Annotated in this window: 11 protein-coding genes and 2 pseudogenes; 10 read left to right on the top strand and 3 right to left on the bottom strand. The window is 59.5% G+C overall.

From position 1 onward, the window contains the following. Positions 1-15: 15 nt before the first annotated feature. The 4 genes and pseudogenes from E8M77_RS12330 to E8M77_RS24050 form a co-directional block, all read left to right on the top strand. Positions 16-876, top strand: a complete 861-nt coding sequence (locus tag E8M77_RS12330) for an intradiol ring-cleavage dioxygenase (RefSeq protein WP_137130922.1) — start codon at positions 16-18, stop codon at positions 874-876. Continuing rightward, complete coding sequence (locus tag E8M77_RS12325; RefSeq protein WP_137130921.1) at positions 873-1,940, top strand: maleylacetate reductase; 1,068 nt, start codon at positions 873-875, stop codon at positions 1,938-1,940. The genes E8M77_RS12330 and E8M77_RS12325 overlap by 4 nt, the downstream gene beginning before the upstream one ends. Before the next feature lie 37 nt (positions 1,941-1,977). Further along, positions 1,978-2,652, top strand: coding sequence for a TetR/AcrR family transcriptional regulator (locus E8M77_RS12320; RefSeq protein ID WP_170975837.1), 675 nt, complete (start codon positions 1,978-1,980; stop codon positions 2,650-2,652). 91 nt (positions 2,653-2,743) lie between these two features. Further along, a pseudogene (locus tag E8M77_RS24050) lies at positions 2,744-2,869 on the top strand (IS6 family transposase); the annotation flags it as partial. Positions 2,870-3,065: 196 nt separating this feature from the next. Here E8M77_RS24050 and E8M77_RS12310 read toward each other — a convergent pair. Further along, complete coding sequence (locus E8M77_RS12310) at positions 3,066-4,085, bottom strand: LacI family DNA-binding transcriptional regulator (RefSeq protein ID WP_137130918.1); 1,020 nt, start codon at positions 4,083-4,085, stop codon at positions 3,066-3,068. A 197-nt stretch (positions 4,086-4,282) separates the two neighbouring features. On the opposite strand from E8M77_RS12310, the gene E8M77_RS12305 reads away from it, so the two are divergent. The 6 genes and pseudogenes from E8M77_RS12305 to E8M77_RS12280 all read left to right on the top strand — a co-directional run. Further along, positions 4,283-5,326, top strand: coding sequence for an ABC transporter substrate-binding protein (locus E8M77_RS12305; RefSeq protein WP_137130917.1), 1,044 nt, complete (start codon positions 4,283-4,285; stop codon positions 5,324-5,326). A gap of 24 nt (positions 5,327-5,350) precedes the next feature. Then, on the top strand, positions 5,351-6,397 hold the full coding sequence (locus E8M77_RS12300; protein WP_137130916.1) for an ABC transporter ATP-binding protein: 1,047 nt from the start codon (positions 5,351-5,353) through the stop codon (positions 6,395-6,397). After that, a complete protein-coding gene (locus E8M77_RS12295; protein WP_137130915.1) occupies positions 6,394-7,263 on the top strand; it encodes an ABC transporter permease in 870 nt (289 codons plus the stop codon). The genes E8M77_RS12300 and E8M77_RS12295 overlap by 4 nt, the downstream gene beginning before the upstream one ends. Then, positions 7,256-8,056 carry an ABC transporter permease gene (locus tag E8M77_RS12290; protein WP_137130914.1) on the top strand — a complete coding sequence of 267 codons (801 nt, stop codon included), beginning with the start codon at positions 7,256-7,258 and terminating at the stop codon, positions 8,054-8,056. Before E8M77_RS12295 ends, E8M77_RS12290 begins: the two co-directional genes overlap by 8 nt. Before the next feature lie 10 nt (positions 8,057-8,066). Continuing rightward, positions 8,067-8,963, top strand: a complete 897-nt coding sequence (locus E8M77_RS12285) for a 5'-methylthioadenosine phosphorylase (RefSeq protein ID WP_137130913.1) — start codon at positions 8,067-8,069, stop codon at positions 8,961-8,963. A gap of 300 nt (positions 8,964-9,263) precedes the next feature. Then, positions 9,264-9,557: pseudogene (locus E8M77_RS12280) on the top strand (ATP-binding protein); the annotation flags it as partial. A 279-nt stretch (positions 9,558-9,836) separates the two neighbouring features. Here the strand turns inward: E8M77_RS12280 and E8M77_RS12275 are convergent. Together E8M77_RS12275 and E8M77_RS12270 are read right to left on the bottom strand one after the other, a co-directional pair. Beyond that, positions 9,837-11,033: an MFS transporter gene (locus E8M77_RS12275; protein WP_137130912.1), complete on the bottom strand. Its 1,197-nt coding sequence runs from the start codon at positions 11,031-11,033 to the stop codon at positions 9,837-9,839. Positions 11,034-11,145: 112 nt separating this feature from the next. Continuing rightward, positions 11,146-12,351, bottom strand: a complete 1,206-nt coding sequence (locus E8M77_RS12270; RefSeq protein ID WP_137130911.1) for a serine hydrolase domain-containing protein — start codon at positions 12,349-12,351, stop codon at positions 11,146-11,148. Between the last annotated feature and the right edge of the window lie 22 nt (positions 12,352-12,373).

Below are 12,373 nucleotides of genomic sequence, written 5' to 3'. Positions count from 1 at the left end.
TGAAAGAGTTCGACCATGCGTGATCTCAACGAAGAGAGCATAACGGCGGAAGTCCTGTGCGCCGTCGGGCAGGCTGAGAATCCGCGGATCCGTCAGATCAGCGAATCCCTCGTCCGTCATCTTCACGCCTTCGTGCGGGAAATCGAGCCCAGCCAGGCGGAATGGGAGTTCGGTGTCTCGTTCCTGACGCGGGTGGGCCAAATGTGCAGCGAGACCCGACAGGAATTCGTTCTCCTGTCGGATACGCTGGGCGTATCCATGCTTGTCGATGCCATCAATCATCGCACGGCAGATGCAGCAACAGAAACCACAGTCTTCGGCCCGTTCTTTGTAGAGACGCGACCACAGCTGTCACTTGGGGACAACATATCGCCGGGCGTGCCGGGCGTGCCGCTCTTTGTGAGCGGAACAGTTCGCGGCCCGGATGGCGCGCCCCTATCGGCCCTCGTGGACACATGGCATTCCGACGATGAAGGCTTCTATGATGTTCAGGTCAGCGATGAGCTGAAGATGCGGGGCAGCTTTCGCACGGATGTCGACGGCAGGTTCTGGTTCTGGTCGGTCAAACCGAAGTACTACCCGATCCCCAATGATGGACCTGTCGGCCAGATGCTGGAGGCACAGGGACGTCACCCGTTCCGGCCGGAACACGTTCACTTCATGATTGAAGCACCGGGCTTCCAAACCCTTGTGACACATGTCTTCATCGATGGTGATCCCTACCTGGAAAGCGATGTGGTGTTCGGTGTCAAGACCTCGCTCGTTACCCGCTACCGGGAATGTCAGCCCGGTACTGCCCCAGACGGCACGCAGATGGACCGCCCCTATCTGGTGCTGGACTATGATTTCATACTTGCGGAGGCGGCTGCACAGTGAGCGATTTCGACTTCTCATTACAGTTCTCCAGCAACCGCGTGATTTTCGGCAGCGGCACCAGGCGCCTTGTTGGACAGCAAGCCGAAAGGCTTGGAATGTCGAATGCTCTTGTCGTTTCAACGGCAGAACAGCAAGACATGGCAGCAGATGTCGCCGAACACCTTGGTACAGTTCGTGCCGCACTGTGCCCTCGAGCAGTGATGCACACACCCAAAGACATTACCGACTTGGCGATGGCGGACCTGGCGCGAGCCTCCGCCAACGGAATAATTTCCGTCGGAGGAGGCTCGGCAATCGGCCTTGGAAAAGCGGTGGCATTGCGCACCGGTCTTCCGCATCTTGCGGTACCCACCACCTATGCCGGTTCTGAAATGACCCCGATTCTGGGAGAAACGAAAAATGGGATCAAAACGACCCAGCGGGCACCTTCAATATTGCCTGCCGCGACCGTTTATGATGTGGAGCTGACCCTTGGATTGCCAACCACCCTCAGCGTGACAAGCGGCATGAATGCGATGGCCCATGCGGTGGAGGCCCTCTATGCGCAAGATGGTAATCCGATCATATCTCTTATGGCACAGGAGGCGATCAGTAATCTGATGGGCGCCTTGCCACTCATCCACCGGTACCCTCAAAGCATCGACGGCAGGTGTCTCGCTCTCCAGGGAGCTTGGCTTGCCGGCTCCTGCCTGGGATCGGTCAGTATGTCGATCCATCACAAGTTATGCCATGTGCTGGGAGGCTCCTTTGATCTGCCTCACGCGGAAACGCATACGGTAATGCTGCCCTATGTGACGGGTTTCGTCTCCGACGCAGTGCCACAGGCCATGAAGCGCATTCAACGCGCGGCCAATCTGGGTGACCGGAGCCCTGCCAAAGCCATTCAGGACCTTGCAAGGGGCTGCGGAGCGCCAACCAACCTTGCCCAGATCGGAATGAACGCAGATCAGCTGGATCGGGCTGCAGAACTTGCGACCCTGAACCCCTATTGGTCACCAAAGCCCTTTGACAGGGAAACGATACGTCATCTGCTTCAGAATGCCTTTGAAGGCACAACTCCTTGAAGTCGGCTGCCACTTCGATACCAACCGGAGAAAAATCATGGTATACGGCTACCGGATGAAAGCTGATGAAACTGAACGCATGAAAAACGACAATCCTGCCCCCGTCAGGCGAGAGCGCGGATCTCTGTCTCAGGTGAAGAGCGAGAAGATCCTGAAGGCTGCCCGAGATCTTTTCGCAGAGCGCGGCTTCGGCGCGACGACCATGGACGCGATCGCACAGCGCGCAAATGTCGGAAAAGCTACGGTCTATGCCCATTTTGAGTGCAAGGAAAAACTCTTTTCCGAAATCATAGTCCGAGAAGGTCGTCAGCACACCCTTGCCCTGCAATCAAAACCCGGTGAGCCTCTCGCCTCCGTACTGGAGAAATTCGCGCTCGATGCCATCGATCTTTTGCTCTCGCCGATTACAGTGGCAGTTTACAGAACCGCCGCCGCAGAGGCCGTGCTGTTTCCAGACCTGGCAAAGCGCTTCTTTGAGGAAGGGCCGGCGGCTCTCATGAATGAATTCGCGACCTTTCTGGCGAGTGCGATGGCGAAAGGAGAGCTTAGGTCCGAGCAACCCGGCGTAGCTGCTGCACAGTTCTTCGGCGGCATTCTCGGTGATATGCAGATACGCGCCTTGCTGGGATTGGCAGATACAATTGATCTGCAGTACCGGAAAAACATGGCGCGAGCTGGCGTAGAAGCCTTCTTGAAGGCTTACAGCCCTTGAGTATCTGACGCGCGGGTACCTGTTATTGGCTGAATTCGCCATGGCACCGTCACGTTACCCGAGCATCGATGAAAATGTGGGATCTGGTGGGATGACCAGATTTAGCCGTGCTCCTCTTTATCGTCGCCACCGATTTCCAGCCGACGTGATTGCCCGTGCCGTTTGGCTCTACTTCCGTTTCCCGCTCAGTCTGCGCATGGTCGAGGATATGCTAGTGGCTCGACGAGACTGCGCGACCAAAGTCCAGACGATCTCGAACGCAAATACCTGGCTAAAGCAGCTGGAGGAACCTGCCTGGGTCTATGGTTATGGCGCTGCGACGGCACAGCTCGGCTGACGAGCAAGCTTTCCAGTGCGCAGGCTCGGTCGGCCGGTTCGGCACCGGCTGACCGGCGCGCGGGCCTCTGTCCCGGTCAGATCTTGGCGATCTGCTGGACCTTGCCCTCGACGACACGCTGCATGCGCGGCGCGTTCGGTTCCTCGATCTGGCGGATCAGGCCTTGAACGAGGCTGCGCCCGATCCCGACCATGTCAACGACGTGAGCGATCAGGGGAACGGAGAGATAGCGGCACATATGCGTGTTGTCGCGCACGACGATGTGGAAGTCGCGACCGACGACCAGTCGTTTGCGGCGCGTCGCCCCGAGGGCGCCAAGTAGACCCAGTTCGTTGGCACAGACGAGACCGGTCGGCGGATCGGGCATGTCCAGCAAACGGGAAATCCAGCCTTCGCTGGCTTCCATGGTGAAATCCTCATGGCCGATCATCTGCGGGTCTATCGGCTGTCCTGCCGTGTTCATGGCCTTCGTATAGCCGACGAGGCGGGCAGCGCTATACTGGTCCTCGCGGGTCAGCAGCTGTAGTGCAATGCGGCGGCAGCCCCGATCAAGCAGCATGCGCGTCGCATCAAAGGCGATGCCCTCGTTGTCGACGTCCACAAACGCGTAATCAAACGCGGTGCTCGTTCGACCGAAGGCGATGAACGGAATACCGCGTTCGAGCAAATACGGGATGCGGGGATCGTCGGAAACCATACGCGTGATGACGATCCCGTCTGCTCCACCGATCTGGATCAGACGCGCGAGGTTTTCCTGCGGATCCTCCTCCGGCGTGGTCGAATACACCGAGAGGCTGTAACCGCCTTCGCGGGCAGCCAGCGTCATGCCCTCGATCAGGGGCAGCTTGGCGATATCGGAAAGGTAGTCGCGGGTCTCCATCGGAAGAATGGCGGTCAGCGTCCGCGTCAGACCGGTGCGAAGCGCCCGCCCATGCAGATTCGGCACGTAACCGGCGGCATCGGCTGCGGCCTTTACCCGCCGGATGGTATCTGGATGAACCTCTGGGCCATCCTTGAGAGCCCTCGAAACTGTTGTCACCGACAGGCCCAATTCGGTCGCGATCTGCCTCAAATTGGGTCTGGAATTCAATGCCATGCGCGCGGTTATTCCTGTCTGGTTCGAAACCGGGACACAGTGCCCTTTCCTCCGAAAGATTGGAAGTGGGCAGTTCGCTTCAACAAGATTCCGCTTGACGGAACGCAGATATCTCGCAATCGTAACGTTACGATTTTCAAAATTCGGGCATTAAGACCCAAAATCGTCATTCGAGGGTGAACATAGGAGACTGACCCATGAAACGTATTCTGCGCCTTTCCGTGGCTGCAATTGCCATCGCTGCCGCCAGCCCGCTGGCTGCACAGACACTGACAATCACGACGGCCGGCGGCGATTATGGCACCGCCATGAAAGAGGCCATGTGGGGACCCGCCGCGGCGGAACTCGGCATTGAGGTGCGCGAGGAAACCCAGAGCGACGGCTTCGCCGCCCTCAAGATGCAGGTAACGTCCGGTGCCGTGACGACCGACGTCATCCATCTCGGTTCACCCGAAGGCGCCCAGGCTGCCGCCCAGGGATTGCTCGAGCCGATCGACTATTCGATCATCGATCCGAAGTCGCTGCCGGCCGGCGCGGAATCCGCCTATTGCTACCCCTTCAGCTCCTACGGCACCGTCATGGCCTGGAACACCAAGACCATCGGCGAGAAGCCGCCGGCAAGCTGGGCGGAGTTCTGGGACGTGAAGGCCTTCCCCGGCACGCGTGCACTGCGTGCCAATGCCCAGGACCTGATCGAAATCGCACTCCTGTCGGAGGGTGTCGCCCCAAGCGAGGTCTACACCGTGCTCGACAGCGCCGAAGGCCTGAAGCGCGCGATCGACCGGCTGGAAGTCCTGAAGCCGAATGTTTCGGTCTGGTGGACCTCGGGTGCCCAGTCGGCGCAGATCCTCAAGGACGGCGAAGCGGACCTCGTCGTCACCTGGAACGGCCGTGCCGAAAGTGTCAAGGCAGACGGTGGCGCCGCGAACTACAGCTTCAAGGGCTCGGTGATCGGCACGGACTGCCTCGCGGTGCCGAAGGGCTCGGCCAACAAAGACGCCGCGATGAAGCTGATCGCCGCCATGACCAAGCCGGAGCGCGGTGCCAAACTCACTAACTACATCGCCTACGGCCCGCTGAACCCCAAAGCCTATGAAGGTGGCCTGATCCCCGCAGAACGCCTGCAGCTTCTGGCAACAGCTCCCGGCAATGTCGAAACCTCGGTCTTCTCTAAGGCAGACTGGTGGGTGAAGAACGGCGATGCGGCCCAGGCCGCCTTCGACGAGATGATGAACCGCTGACACAATCCTGGAGCCGCTTTCACCATGGCCATCACCTCGCTTCCCATCACCATCGATCGCGTCCGGAAAGCCTTCGGTACCTATGTGGCGCTGAACGACATTTCCCTGGAGATCGCCGCCGGCGAATTCCTGACACTGCTCGGCCCCTCAGGCTCCGGCAAGACGACGCTCCTGATGGCGCTCGCGGGTTTTGTCCGCCCCGACAGCGGCTCCCTTGTCATCGGCGGTCGGGATGTTACCCGGCTGTCGCCCGACAAGCGGGATATCGGCATCGTCTTCCAGAACTATGCTCTGTTCCCGCACATGAGCGTGCTCGCCAATGTCGAGTACCCGCTGATCCTACGAAAGGTATCCAAGGCGGACGCCCGTGCGCGGGCACTGACCGCTCTGGCACGTGTGAAGCTCGAGGGCTACGGTGACCGCAACATCGCCGCCCTGTCCGGCGGACAGCGGCAGCGGGTGGCGCTCGCCCGCGCGATCGTCTTCGAACCGCGTGTCATGCTGATGGACGAGCCTCTGTCTGCGCTCGACAAGAACTTGCGCGAACACATGCAGTTTGAGATCCGGCGTCTGCACGACGATCTTGGCATCACCACCATCTACGTCACCCATGACCAGCGCGAGGCACTGACCATGTCGGACCGGATCGCCGTCATGGATGCCGGTGAGATCCAGCAGATCGCCACCCCCTCGGAGATCTACCATCGGCCGAAGACGCGCTTCGTCGCGGAGTTTATGGGCGAGGCGAACATCCTGCCGATCGATCTGCTCCACCGCGATGATGCCGGGGCCACGATCTCGGGGCTGGCGATGATCCGCGCCGAGAGTTTTCACCTCGATCCCGCCGAAATCGCCGGGAGCAAGGTGGCAGTGAAGGGAACCCTGTCTACCAAGGCCTTCCGCGGCGAGAACTGGCTCCTCAACCTCAAGACGGCGAATGGCGACGAAGTGATGCTGAGCGTGCCGGCGACCCGCTCAGCCGGTTGCGCCGGGTTCCGGCCCGGTCAGGAACTGACCGCCTATGCCGCCGCCGCAACGGTGCACAGCCTCCCGGAAGGTGCCGCCCGATGAGTGCTGCCGCCTATCTGCAGGATGCCCGGCGCGAACGGCGCTTCTATCTGTCGCTGGCGCTGCCGGCGCTCGTTCTGGTGGGGTTTGCCGCCCTGCTCCCGGTCGCCTGGATCCTGCGCCAGTCCTTTCTCGATCTCGGTGGCAACTTCACCACGGCCAATTACGGAAAGATCCTGTCCAGCGGGCTCACCTGGTCGGCACTCGGCACAACGCTCGCTTTGTCGGGGACCACACTTGTGCTCTGCATGATCCTTGGCATACCGCTGGCGCTCACGCTAGCAAGTACCAGCACGCGGATCGCCAACCGGGTGCTGATCCTGATCATGCTGCCGCTCTGGACATCGATCCTTGTGCGCACCTATGGCTGGCTCGTCCTCCTGCGCAAAGACGGTCTGGTGAATGCGGCACTGCAAAGCCTAGGCCTTACCGACGCTCCGTTGCCGCTTGTCTACAATTTCAATGGCACCCTGATAGGCATGGTGCACTACATGCTGCCGCTCTTCGTGCTCCCGGTCTATGCGGCCATGCGCGATATCGACAGCAACATTATCCGGGCTGCGGCCAGCATGGGTGCAGGCCTCTGGCATTGCGTGCGCACGGTCATCCTGCCGCTTTCAGCGGGTGGTATCCTGTCGGGCTCAACGATCGTCTTCATCTACACGCTCGGCTTCTTCATCACGCCGGCGGTGCTGGGCGGCGGCAAGGTCAATCCGATCTCTATCCGCATCGACCGCACGCTTTCCACTTTCCAGGACTGGGGTTCGGCAAGCGCACTCGGCGTACTGTTGCTCGTCCTCGTTCTCCTCACCGGCGCAATGCTGTTTGCTACGCGCTGGTTCCTTAACCGGGGGACACGCCATGCTTGACGCCTATCAGGACAATCGCTTGAGCAAAACCTTGCTGTGGAGCTTCTCTGCTCTGGTCCTGCTCTTTCTGATGCTGCCCACGCTGATCGTGGTGCCCCTGTCATTCTCCGCGTCGGATCTGCTTGAATTTCCGCCCCGCGAATGGTCCCTTCGCTGGTACGAGAGCTTCTTTATGTCTTCCGCGTGGATGGCGGCGCTGCGCACCAGTCTGATCCTCGGCATATTGACGGCTGCGGTTGCCGTACCGGCGAGTTTTCTGGCCTGCTTCGCACTCAATCGGCTCGGTGGTCGGACAGCCGCCGGTATCTATGCGCTGCTGCTCTCGCCGTCGGTGACGCCCGGCATCCTTCTCGCGATCGGGCTGTTCTTCGTGCTGGCGAAGCTCGGCCTCGTCGGCACGCTGACCGGGGTCCTGGCCGGACATGTGGTGCTTGCCATTCCGGTCGCGGTGATCGTGCTCTATCCGGCGCTCAACCGGTTCGACTGGGCCCAGGCGCAGGCCGCGCGCAGCCTCGGCGCGAGCTGGTTTCAGACCATGGGCGGCATCATTCTGCCGCAACTCGGATTGAGCCTGTCAACTGCGGCGCTGATGGCTTTCCTCACGTCGCTGGACGAGGCGGTCATTTCAATCTTCGTCGCCAACGGCCCGAGCAGCACGCTGCCGAAGCTGATGTTCATCTCGTTGCGCGACCAGATCGACCCGACGATTGCCGCCATTTCCACCCTCTGGACCGTGTTGATTTCCGGTGTGGTCCTGTTCTTCAATTTGCGCGACCGTGGGCAGAACGCCTGAAAGACATAACATGACGCATGACATTCTTCTCTCTCCCATTCCGAAAACCGGATTGGCCATCATCACCGGCTCGGCCAATTGGGGCCTCGCCTTTCCGGAGGATGTCGGCATGCCGGGCGTCAGGGTGCTCACCCGTGACCTGGCCTTCGACACGCCCTATGGCATCTCGGAAAACTGGAAGCTTCTGGAATTCGACGCCAGCATCACAGCCGAAGGCAAGACACGGCAGGCTTTGTGCATGTATTCGCACGGCAATCCGCGCGACCACATCGACCATTCCTGCCACCGCCGATCCTTCTGGGTCCTGATGGAATCAGGCGTTACCCACGTTATCGCCTGCTCAACAATCGGGGCGGTCAACAAGGCGATCCAGCCGGGTGACATGGTCATCAATGCCGACATCATCGAACTCACCCAGACCCCCTATTCCCTGTTGCCGGGCCGCCAGCGCTTCGATTGCTCCGGCAAGCAGATCGTCTGCCCGCATTGCGCCAGGATCCTGGCGGAGACAGCCCGCGAGTTCTGGCCAGCCACCTGCCGCGTGCATGGAATCGAACAGGGATTGGTTGCTGCCCATGCCTACGGACCGCGACTGACGAGCCCGGCAGAAGCATTGGCCTTCCGCTCCATGGGGGCAGACGTCATCAACCATTCGATAGCGCCGGAAGCGACCCTGTCGCGCGAAATCGGCGCGTGCTTCGTGCCTTGCGCCTTCGTAACGGCAGGGTTCAACGACTACATGGACCGCAGCCGGGGAAGTCTACTACAGGAGGGTGTGCTGCCGAACCTGTCGATGCTGGCCTCGCGGGTCGCCCTCGAAGCCGCCGCGAGGATACCCACCGACGGAAATTGCGTCTGCTCTAGCCTGAAATCACCACAGCCCGCAGAGCGCTACGAACGGTTTTGATGGCGCCTCTGATGAGCTATGGTCAGCCCCACGACTGGCCTTACCGAACCTCGCGGGGTCGCAGGGATCGCGTGCCGCTGGCGGCGCTCCGCGTCCGGTCAAGACTCATACAAAAATGGAAGGATTGTTGGCGCAAATTGAAGGAACCTATGGTCATCTGGCGTCAGCGATATCATTCCTCCACAGGGCAATGACGAGCGCACCGAGTTGGATGGTGAGGCGTGTCGCGGCTGACACCGTGACACGCCTGTCAGGCAGGCGGATCGGCCTGGGCAGGATCTGCACAAACAGGGTGGCGATGATTTGGCAATCCTGGACGAGTTGGGATACCTGCCGTTCTGCGCCTCAGGCGGCGCATTGCTCTTCCACCTCCTGAGCAAGCTCTACGAACGAACAAGCGTCGCTATCACCACCAACCTCAGCTTCAGCGAATGGGCCACGGTCTTCGGCGACGCCAAGATGACGACGGCTCCGCTCGATCGCTTGACCCAACTTTGCCATATCCTGGAAACCGACAGCTTCCGCTTCAAAGCCAGCTCGTCAGCCGCAGCACAGAAGAGAGGAGAAAAGCCCAGCCCATTGACCAAGCCCTGATCAGAAAACCATAATCAGAGGTGACACTCTGTGCCAGTTCACGCTCGCATGGCCGCGAGCGTCCCCCTCGGACGGTGTCCCGCAGCGATATTCTGGACCTCACCAGTTCCAACGCATTCGAAAAATGCTCTACGCCTGTTGATAAACCGCAACGTTGTTCGCTGACCGCAACGGACGTGTCGAATACAAAGATTCCGTCGTTGCTATCGATTTTTCTTCATTGCAAATCAATGATTTATTAAAAATCAGGTAAGCACATTTATGGAATTAAATCGACCACTAGTCTTGTGAAACTGTTCTGACCTTGTACAGCGCCACCAGACTTGCGAGAGCACTTGCCAACGAAACAAGAGCCATGACGATCAACGTGCTCTCTAGCGCGCCGGTCAAACTGGTGATGCCCAGCACGATCAACGGGCCACCGAAACTGCCGGCAAAATAAGACGTCTGCCAGCGTCCGGTTCCGCGTCCACGCAGCTCGAACGGCAGATGCCGGAGAATTTCGCTGACAACTGCAGGCAGAATGAACCCTCCTCCCAAACCGGAGAGCACAGCCCCCACAAGCGTGAGCCAGAAATTTCCTGTTCCAACGACAAGGAGCAAACCAACGCCGATGAAGGCAAAGGCGAAGGCAAAGTTCGCCCAGACGGGATGATCAGCCCGACGTCGGAAATAGATGGAACCCACAAGTATGGCGAATGAATTCGCCATGTTACCCACGGAGATTGTCAACGGTGAGGTGATGCCACGCTGCGTCAACAAGAATGGCAACTGGATGGGGACGATGAGAAACAAGATAGCGACCAGCAAGCCTATTGCATAAAAGCCAATCACATCGCGCCACGGAAATGCCAGGGAATTATCGTCGCGCGGGCGATGCGACGGCTCCCTGAGCAACGTCAACGCGGCTGGTATGGCCAGGATAAATACGCCGTAGACATAAAAGGGAACATTCCAATGCAGTTGCCCAAGAACACCGCCAATCAAGATGAAGGGAATCCCGGAAACCGCAACGAATACCGTCTGCATGATCAGCCACTTTTGTCTTTCTTTACCCTCGAAATAGTCTCCAATGAGGGTCGTTGATGCCACCATGATCGCGGCTTCGAATATGCCAAGCAGGAAGCGAGAGCAGACGAGGATATTCAGGTCATGGATAAAGGCTGGCGAAATGCCGATCAGCCCGTAGAGCAGGAGACTGACAATAAGAACGCTCCGCCGCCCGATCTTATCGATCAGGATACCAACAAAGCTTGAACTGACGGCAACCATGAGCGCCGGCGCCATCATGGCAAGAACGACCTTGGTTTCGGCATGAGGATCGAGTGGTGCGAAATGCGCCACCATACTGGGTAGAACGGGTGCGAGCAAAACGCTTGCGGCCACCGATACTAACGATAAAAGACCGAGCAGGATGCCCTGAGAGGTTCCTGGGGCGGTTCGCAAGCCGCCGGTTTCGTTCATTCCGTCACTCATTTGTTCCTCCCGGCATCCTCTCCCCGAGGGTGCCACCCATATCGTGTAGTCCCCCTACCCCCAGATAGCTGGGAGGAAGGGAAACAAATTGCCGAGATGCCGGCATCCGTGCTCAGGCCACGGAGGCACCACGCAGACGCGGGGCGAAACCATGGTTGAAAATTGCTTCCATTTCAAAGAAGCCAACAATAGAGGTCAGATCGCCGAGCGGGATGATCTGCGTTGCCCAGAAGCCGCCGAAGCCGTTCCGGTGGTCTATCCAATAGAAGAGGTTTGCCAGCCCTGCCCAAGCGGCTGCGCCCGCTGGCCTGCCCATCGGGGTATCCTCATCGTTGATCATGAAGCTGTAACCCCAGGATTTCGGCATGCCGGGGAAAAATTCTGCATCACTGGCAAGCGCCGGGACCATGCCTTGCATGGGCTGCACCTTCAGATCACCCATCTGGTTGCTCAGCGCCAAAGCGACCGTTTCGGACCTCAGAACCCGCCCGTGATCGCCACGACCCTGGTTAAGCCACATCCGAATGAATTTCATGTAGTCGCCCACGGTGCCAAAAAGGCCGTGTCCGCCCATATCGACTTCCGGTTCGGCTGGTAGCGAGAAGGCAGAGCGCGTCAAGCTGCCATCGGCGTGACGGTCGTGCAGCGTCGCGAGCCGTGGGTGCAGGCCTTCATGGAGACGAAAGCTCGTATCGCGCATGCCCAGAGGTGCGAAGATGCGCTTTTCGAAGACCTCGCCGAGACGCTGCCCCGCAATGGCCTCGACAATCTGCCCGCACCAGTCGATGTTGGACCCATAGTGCCAGCGTTCCCCAGGCTCGAACAGCAGAGGCGTGTTGAGGGCGGCGCGGCGCCCGCTGAATGGGCTTGGCGTTCCGGTGGCTTGCATGAAGCGGACGTAATCGCCACTGAAGAAATCATAGGCCAGCCCCGCCGTATGGGTGAGCAGCATGCGGGTGGTGATCTCGCGAGCCGGGCGGCGCAGGATTGGGTGACCGTCGGCCCCGAAGCCTTCCAGCACCTTCAGGTCACCGATTTCCGGCAGATAGGTTCGTGCAGGGGCGTCAAGGTCGAGAGACCCGTCTTCCATCAGTTGAAGGACCGCAACGGCCGTCACCGCCTTGGTGGTCGAATAGAGGGCAAAAACGGTGTCGAGTGTCATTTCGTCGCCGCCGCCTATGGCACGCGTTCCTGCGCTTCCCCGATAGATGTCGCCATCACGATCGGTGATCATGGCGATGACGCCCGGCAGCCCCGGCGATGTCGAAACAGTCTTGGCCAGATGTGCATCCATTGCCTGTTTGAGTTCGGAATTCATAGGTCTTCCTCGATCTGTCTCA

Origin of the sequence: Rhizobium sp. FY34 (genome assembly GCF_005222845.1) — a bacterium.
Taxonomy (GTDB): Bacteria; Pseudomonadota; Alphaproteobacteria; order Rhizobiales; family Rhizobiaceae; genus Neorhizobium.
Note: the sequence above shows the minus strand (reverse complement) of the source record. Positions and strands in the feature narration are given on the sequence as shown.

Excerpts from the sequence above, each read along its gene's own strand:
- E8M77_RS12330 (WP_137130922.1), top strand. The coding sequence starts at position 16 with ATGCGTGATCTCAACGAAGAGAGCATAACGGCGGAAGTCCTGTGCGCC.
- E8M77_RS12320 (WP_170975837.1), top strand. The coding sequence starts at position 1,978 with ATGGTATACGGCTACCGGATGAAAGCTGATGAAACTGAACGCATGAAA.
- E8M77_RS12310 (WP_137130918.1), bottom strand. The coding sequence starts at position 4,085 with ATGGCATTGAATTCCAGACCCAATTTGAGGCAGATCGCGACCGAATTG.
- E8M77_RS12305 (WP_137130917.1), top strand. The coding sequence starts at position 4,283 with ATGAAACGTATTCTGCGCCTTTCCGTGGCTGCAATTGCCATCGCTGCC.
- E8M77_RS12300 (WP_137130916.1), top strand. The coding sequence starts at position 5,351 with ATGGCCATCACCTCGCTTCCCATCACCATCGATCGCGTCCGGAAAGCC.
- E8M77_RS12295 (WP_137130915.1), top strand. The coding sequence starts at position 6,394 with ATGAGTGCTGCCGCCTATCTGCAGGATGCCCGGCGCGAACGGCGCTTC.
- E8M77_RS12290 (WP_137130914.1), top strand. The coding sequence starts at position 7,256 with ATGCTTGACGCCTATCAGGACAATCGCTTGAGCAAAACCTTGCTGTGG.
- E8M77_RS12285 (WP_137130913.1), top strand. The coding sequence starts at position 8,067 with ATGACGCATGACATTCTTCTCTCTCCCATTCCGAAAACCGGATTGGCC.
- E8M77_RS12275 (WP_137130912.1), bottom strand. The coding sequence starts at position 11,033 with ATGAGTGACGGAATGAACGAAACCGGCGGCTTGCGAACCGCCCCAGGA.
- E8M77_RS12270 (WP_137130911.1), bottom strand. The coding sequence starts at position 12,351 with ATGAATTCCGAACTCAAACAGGCAATGGATGCACATCTGGCCAAGACT.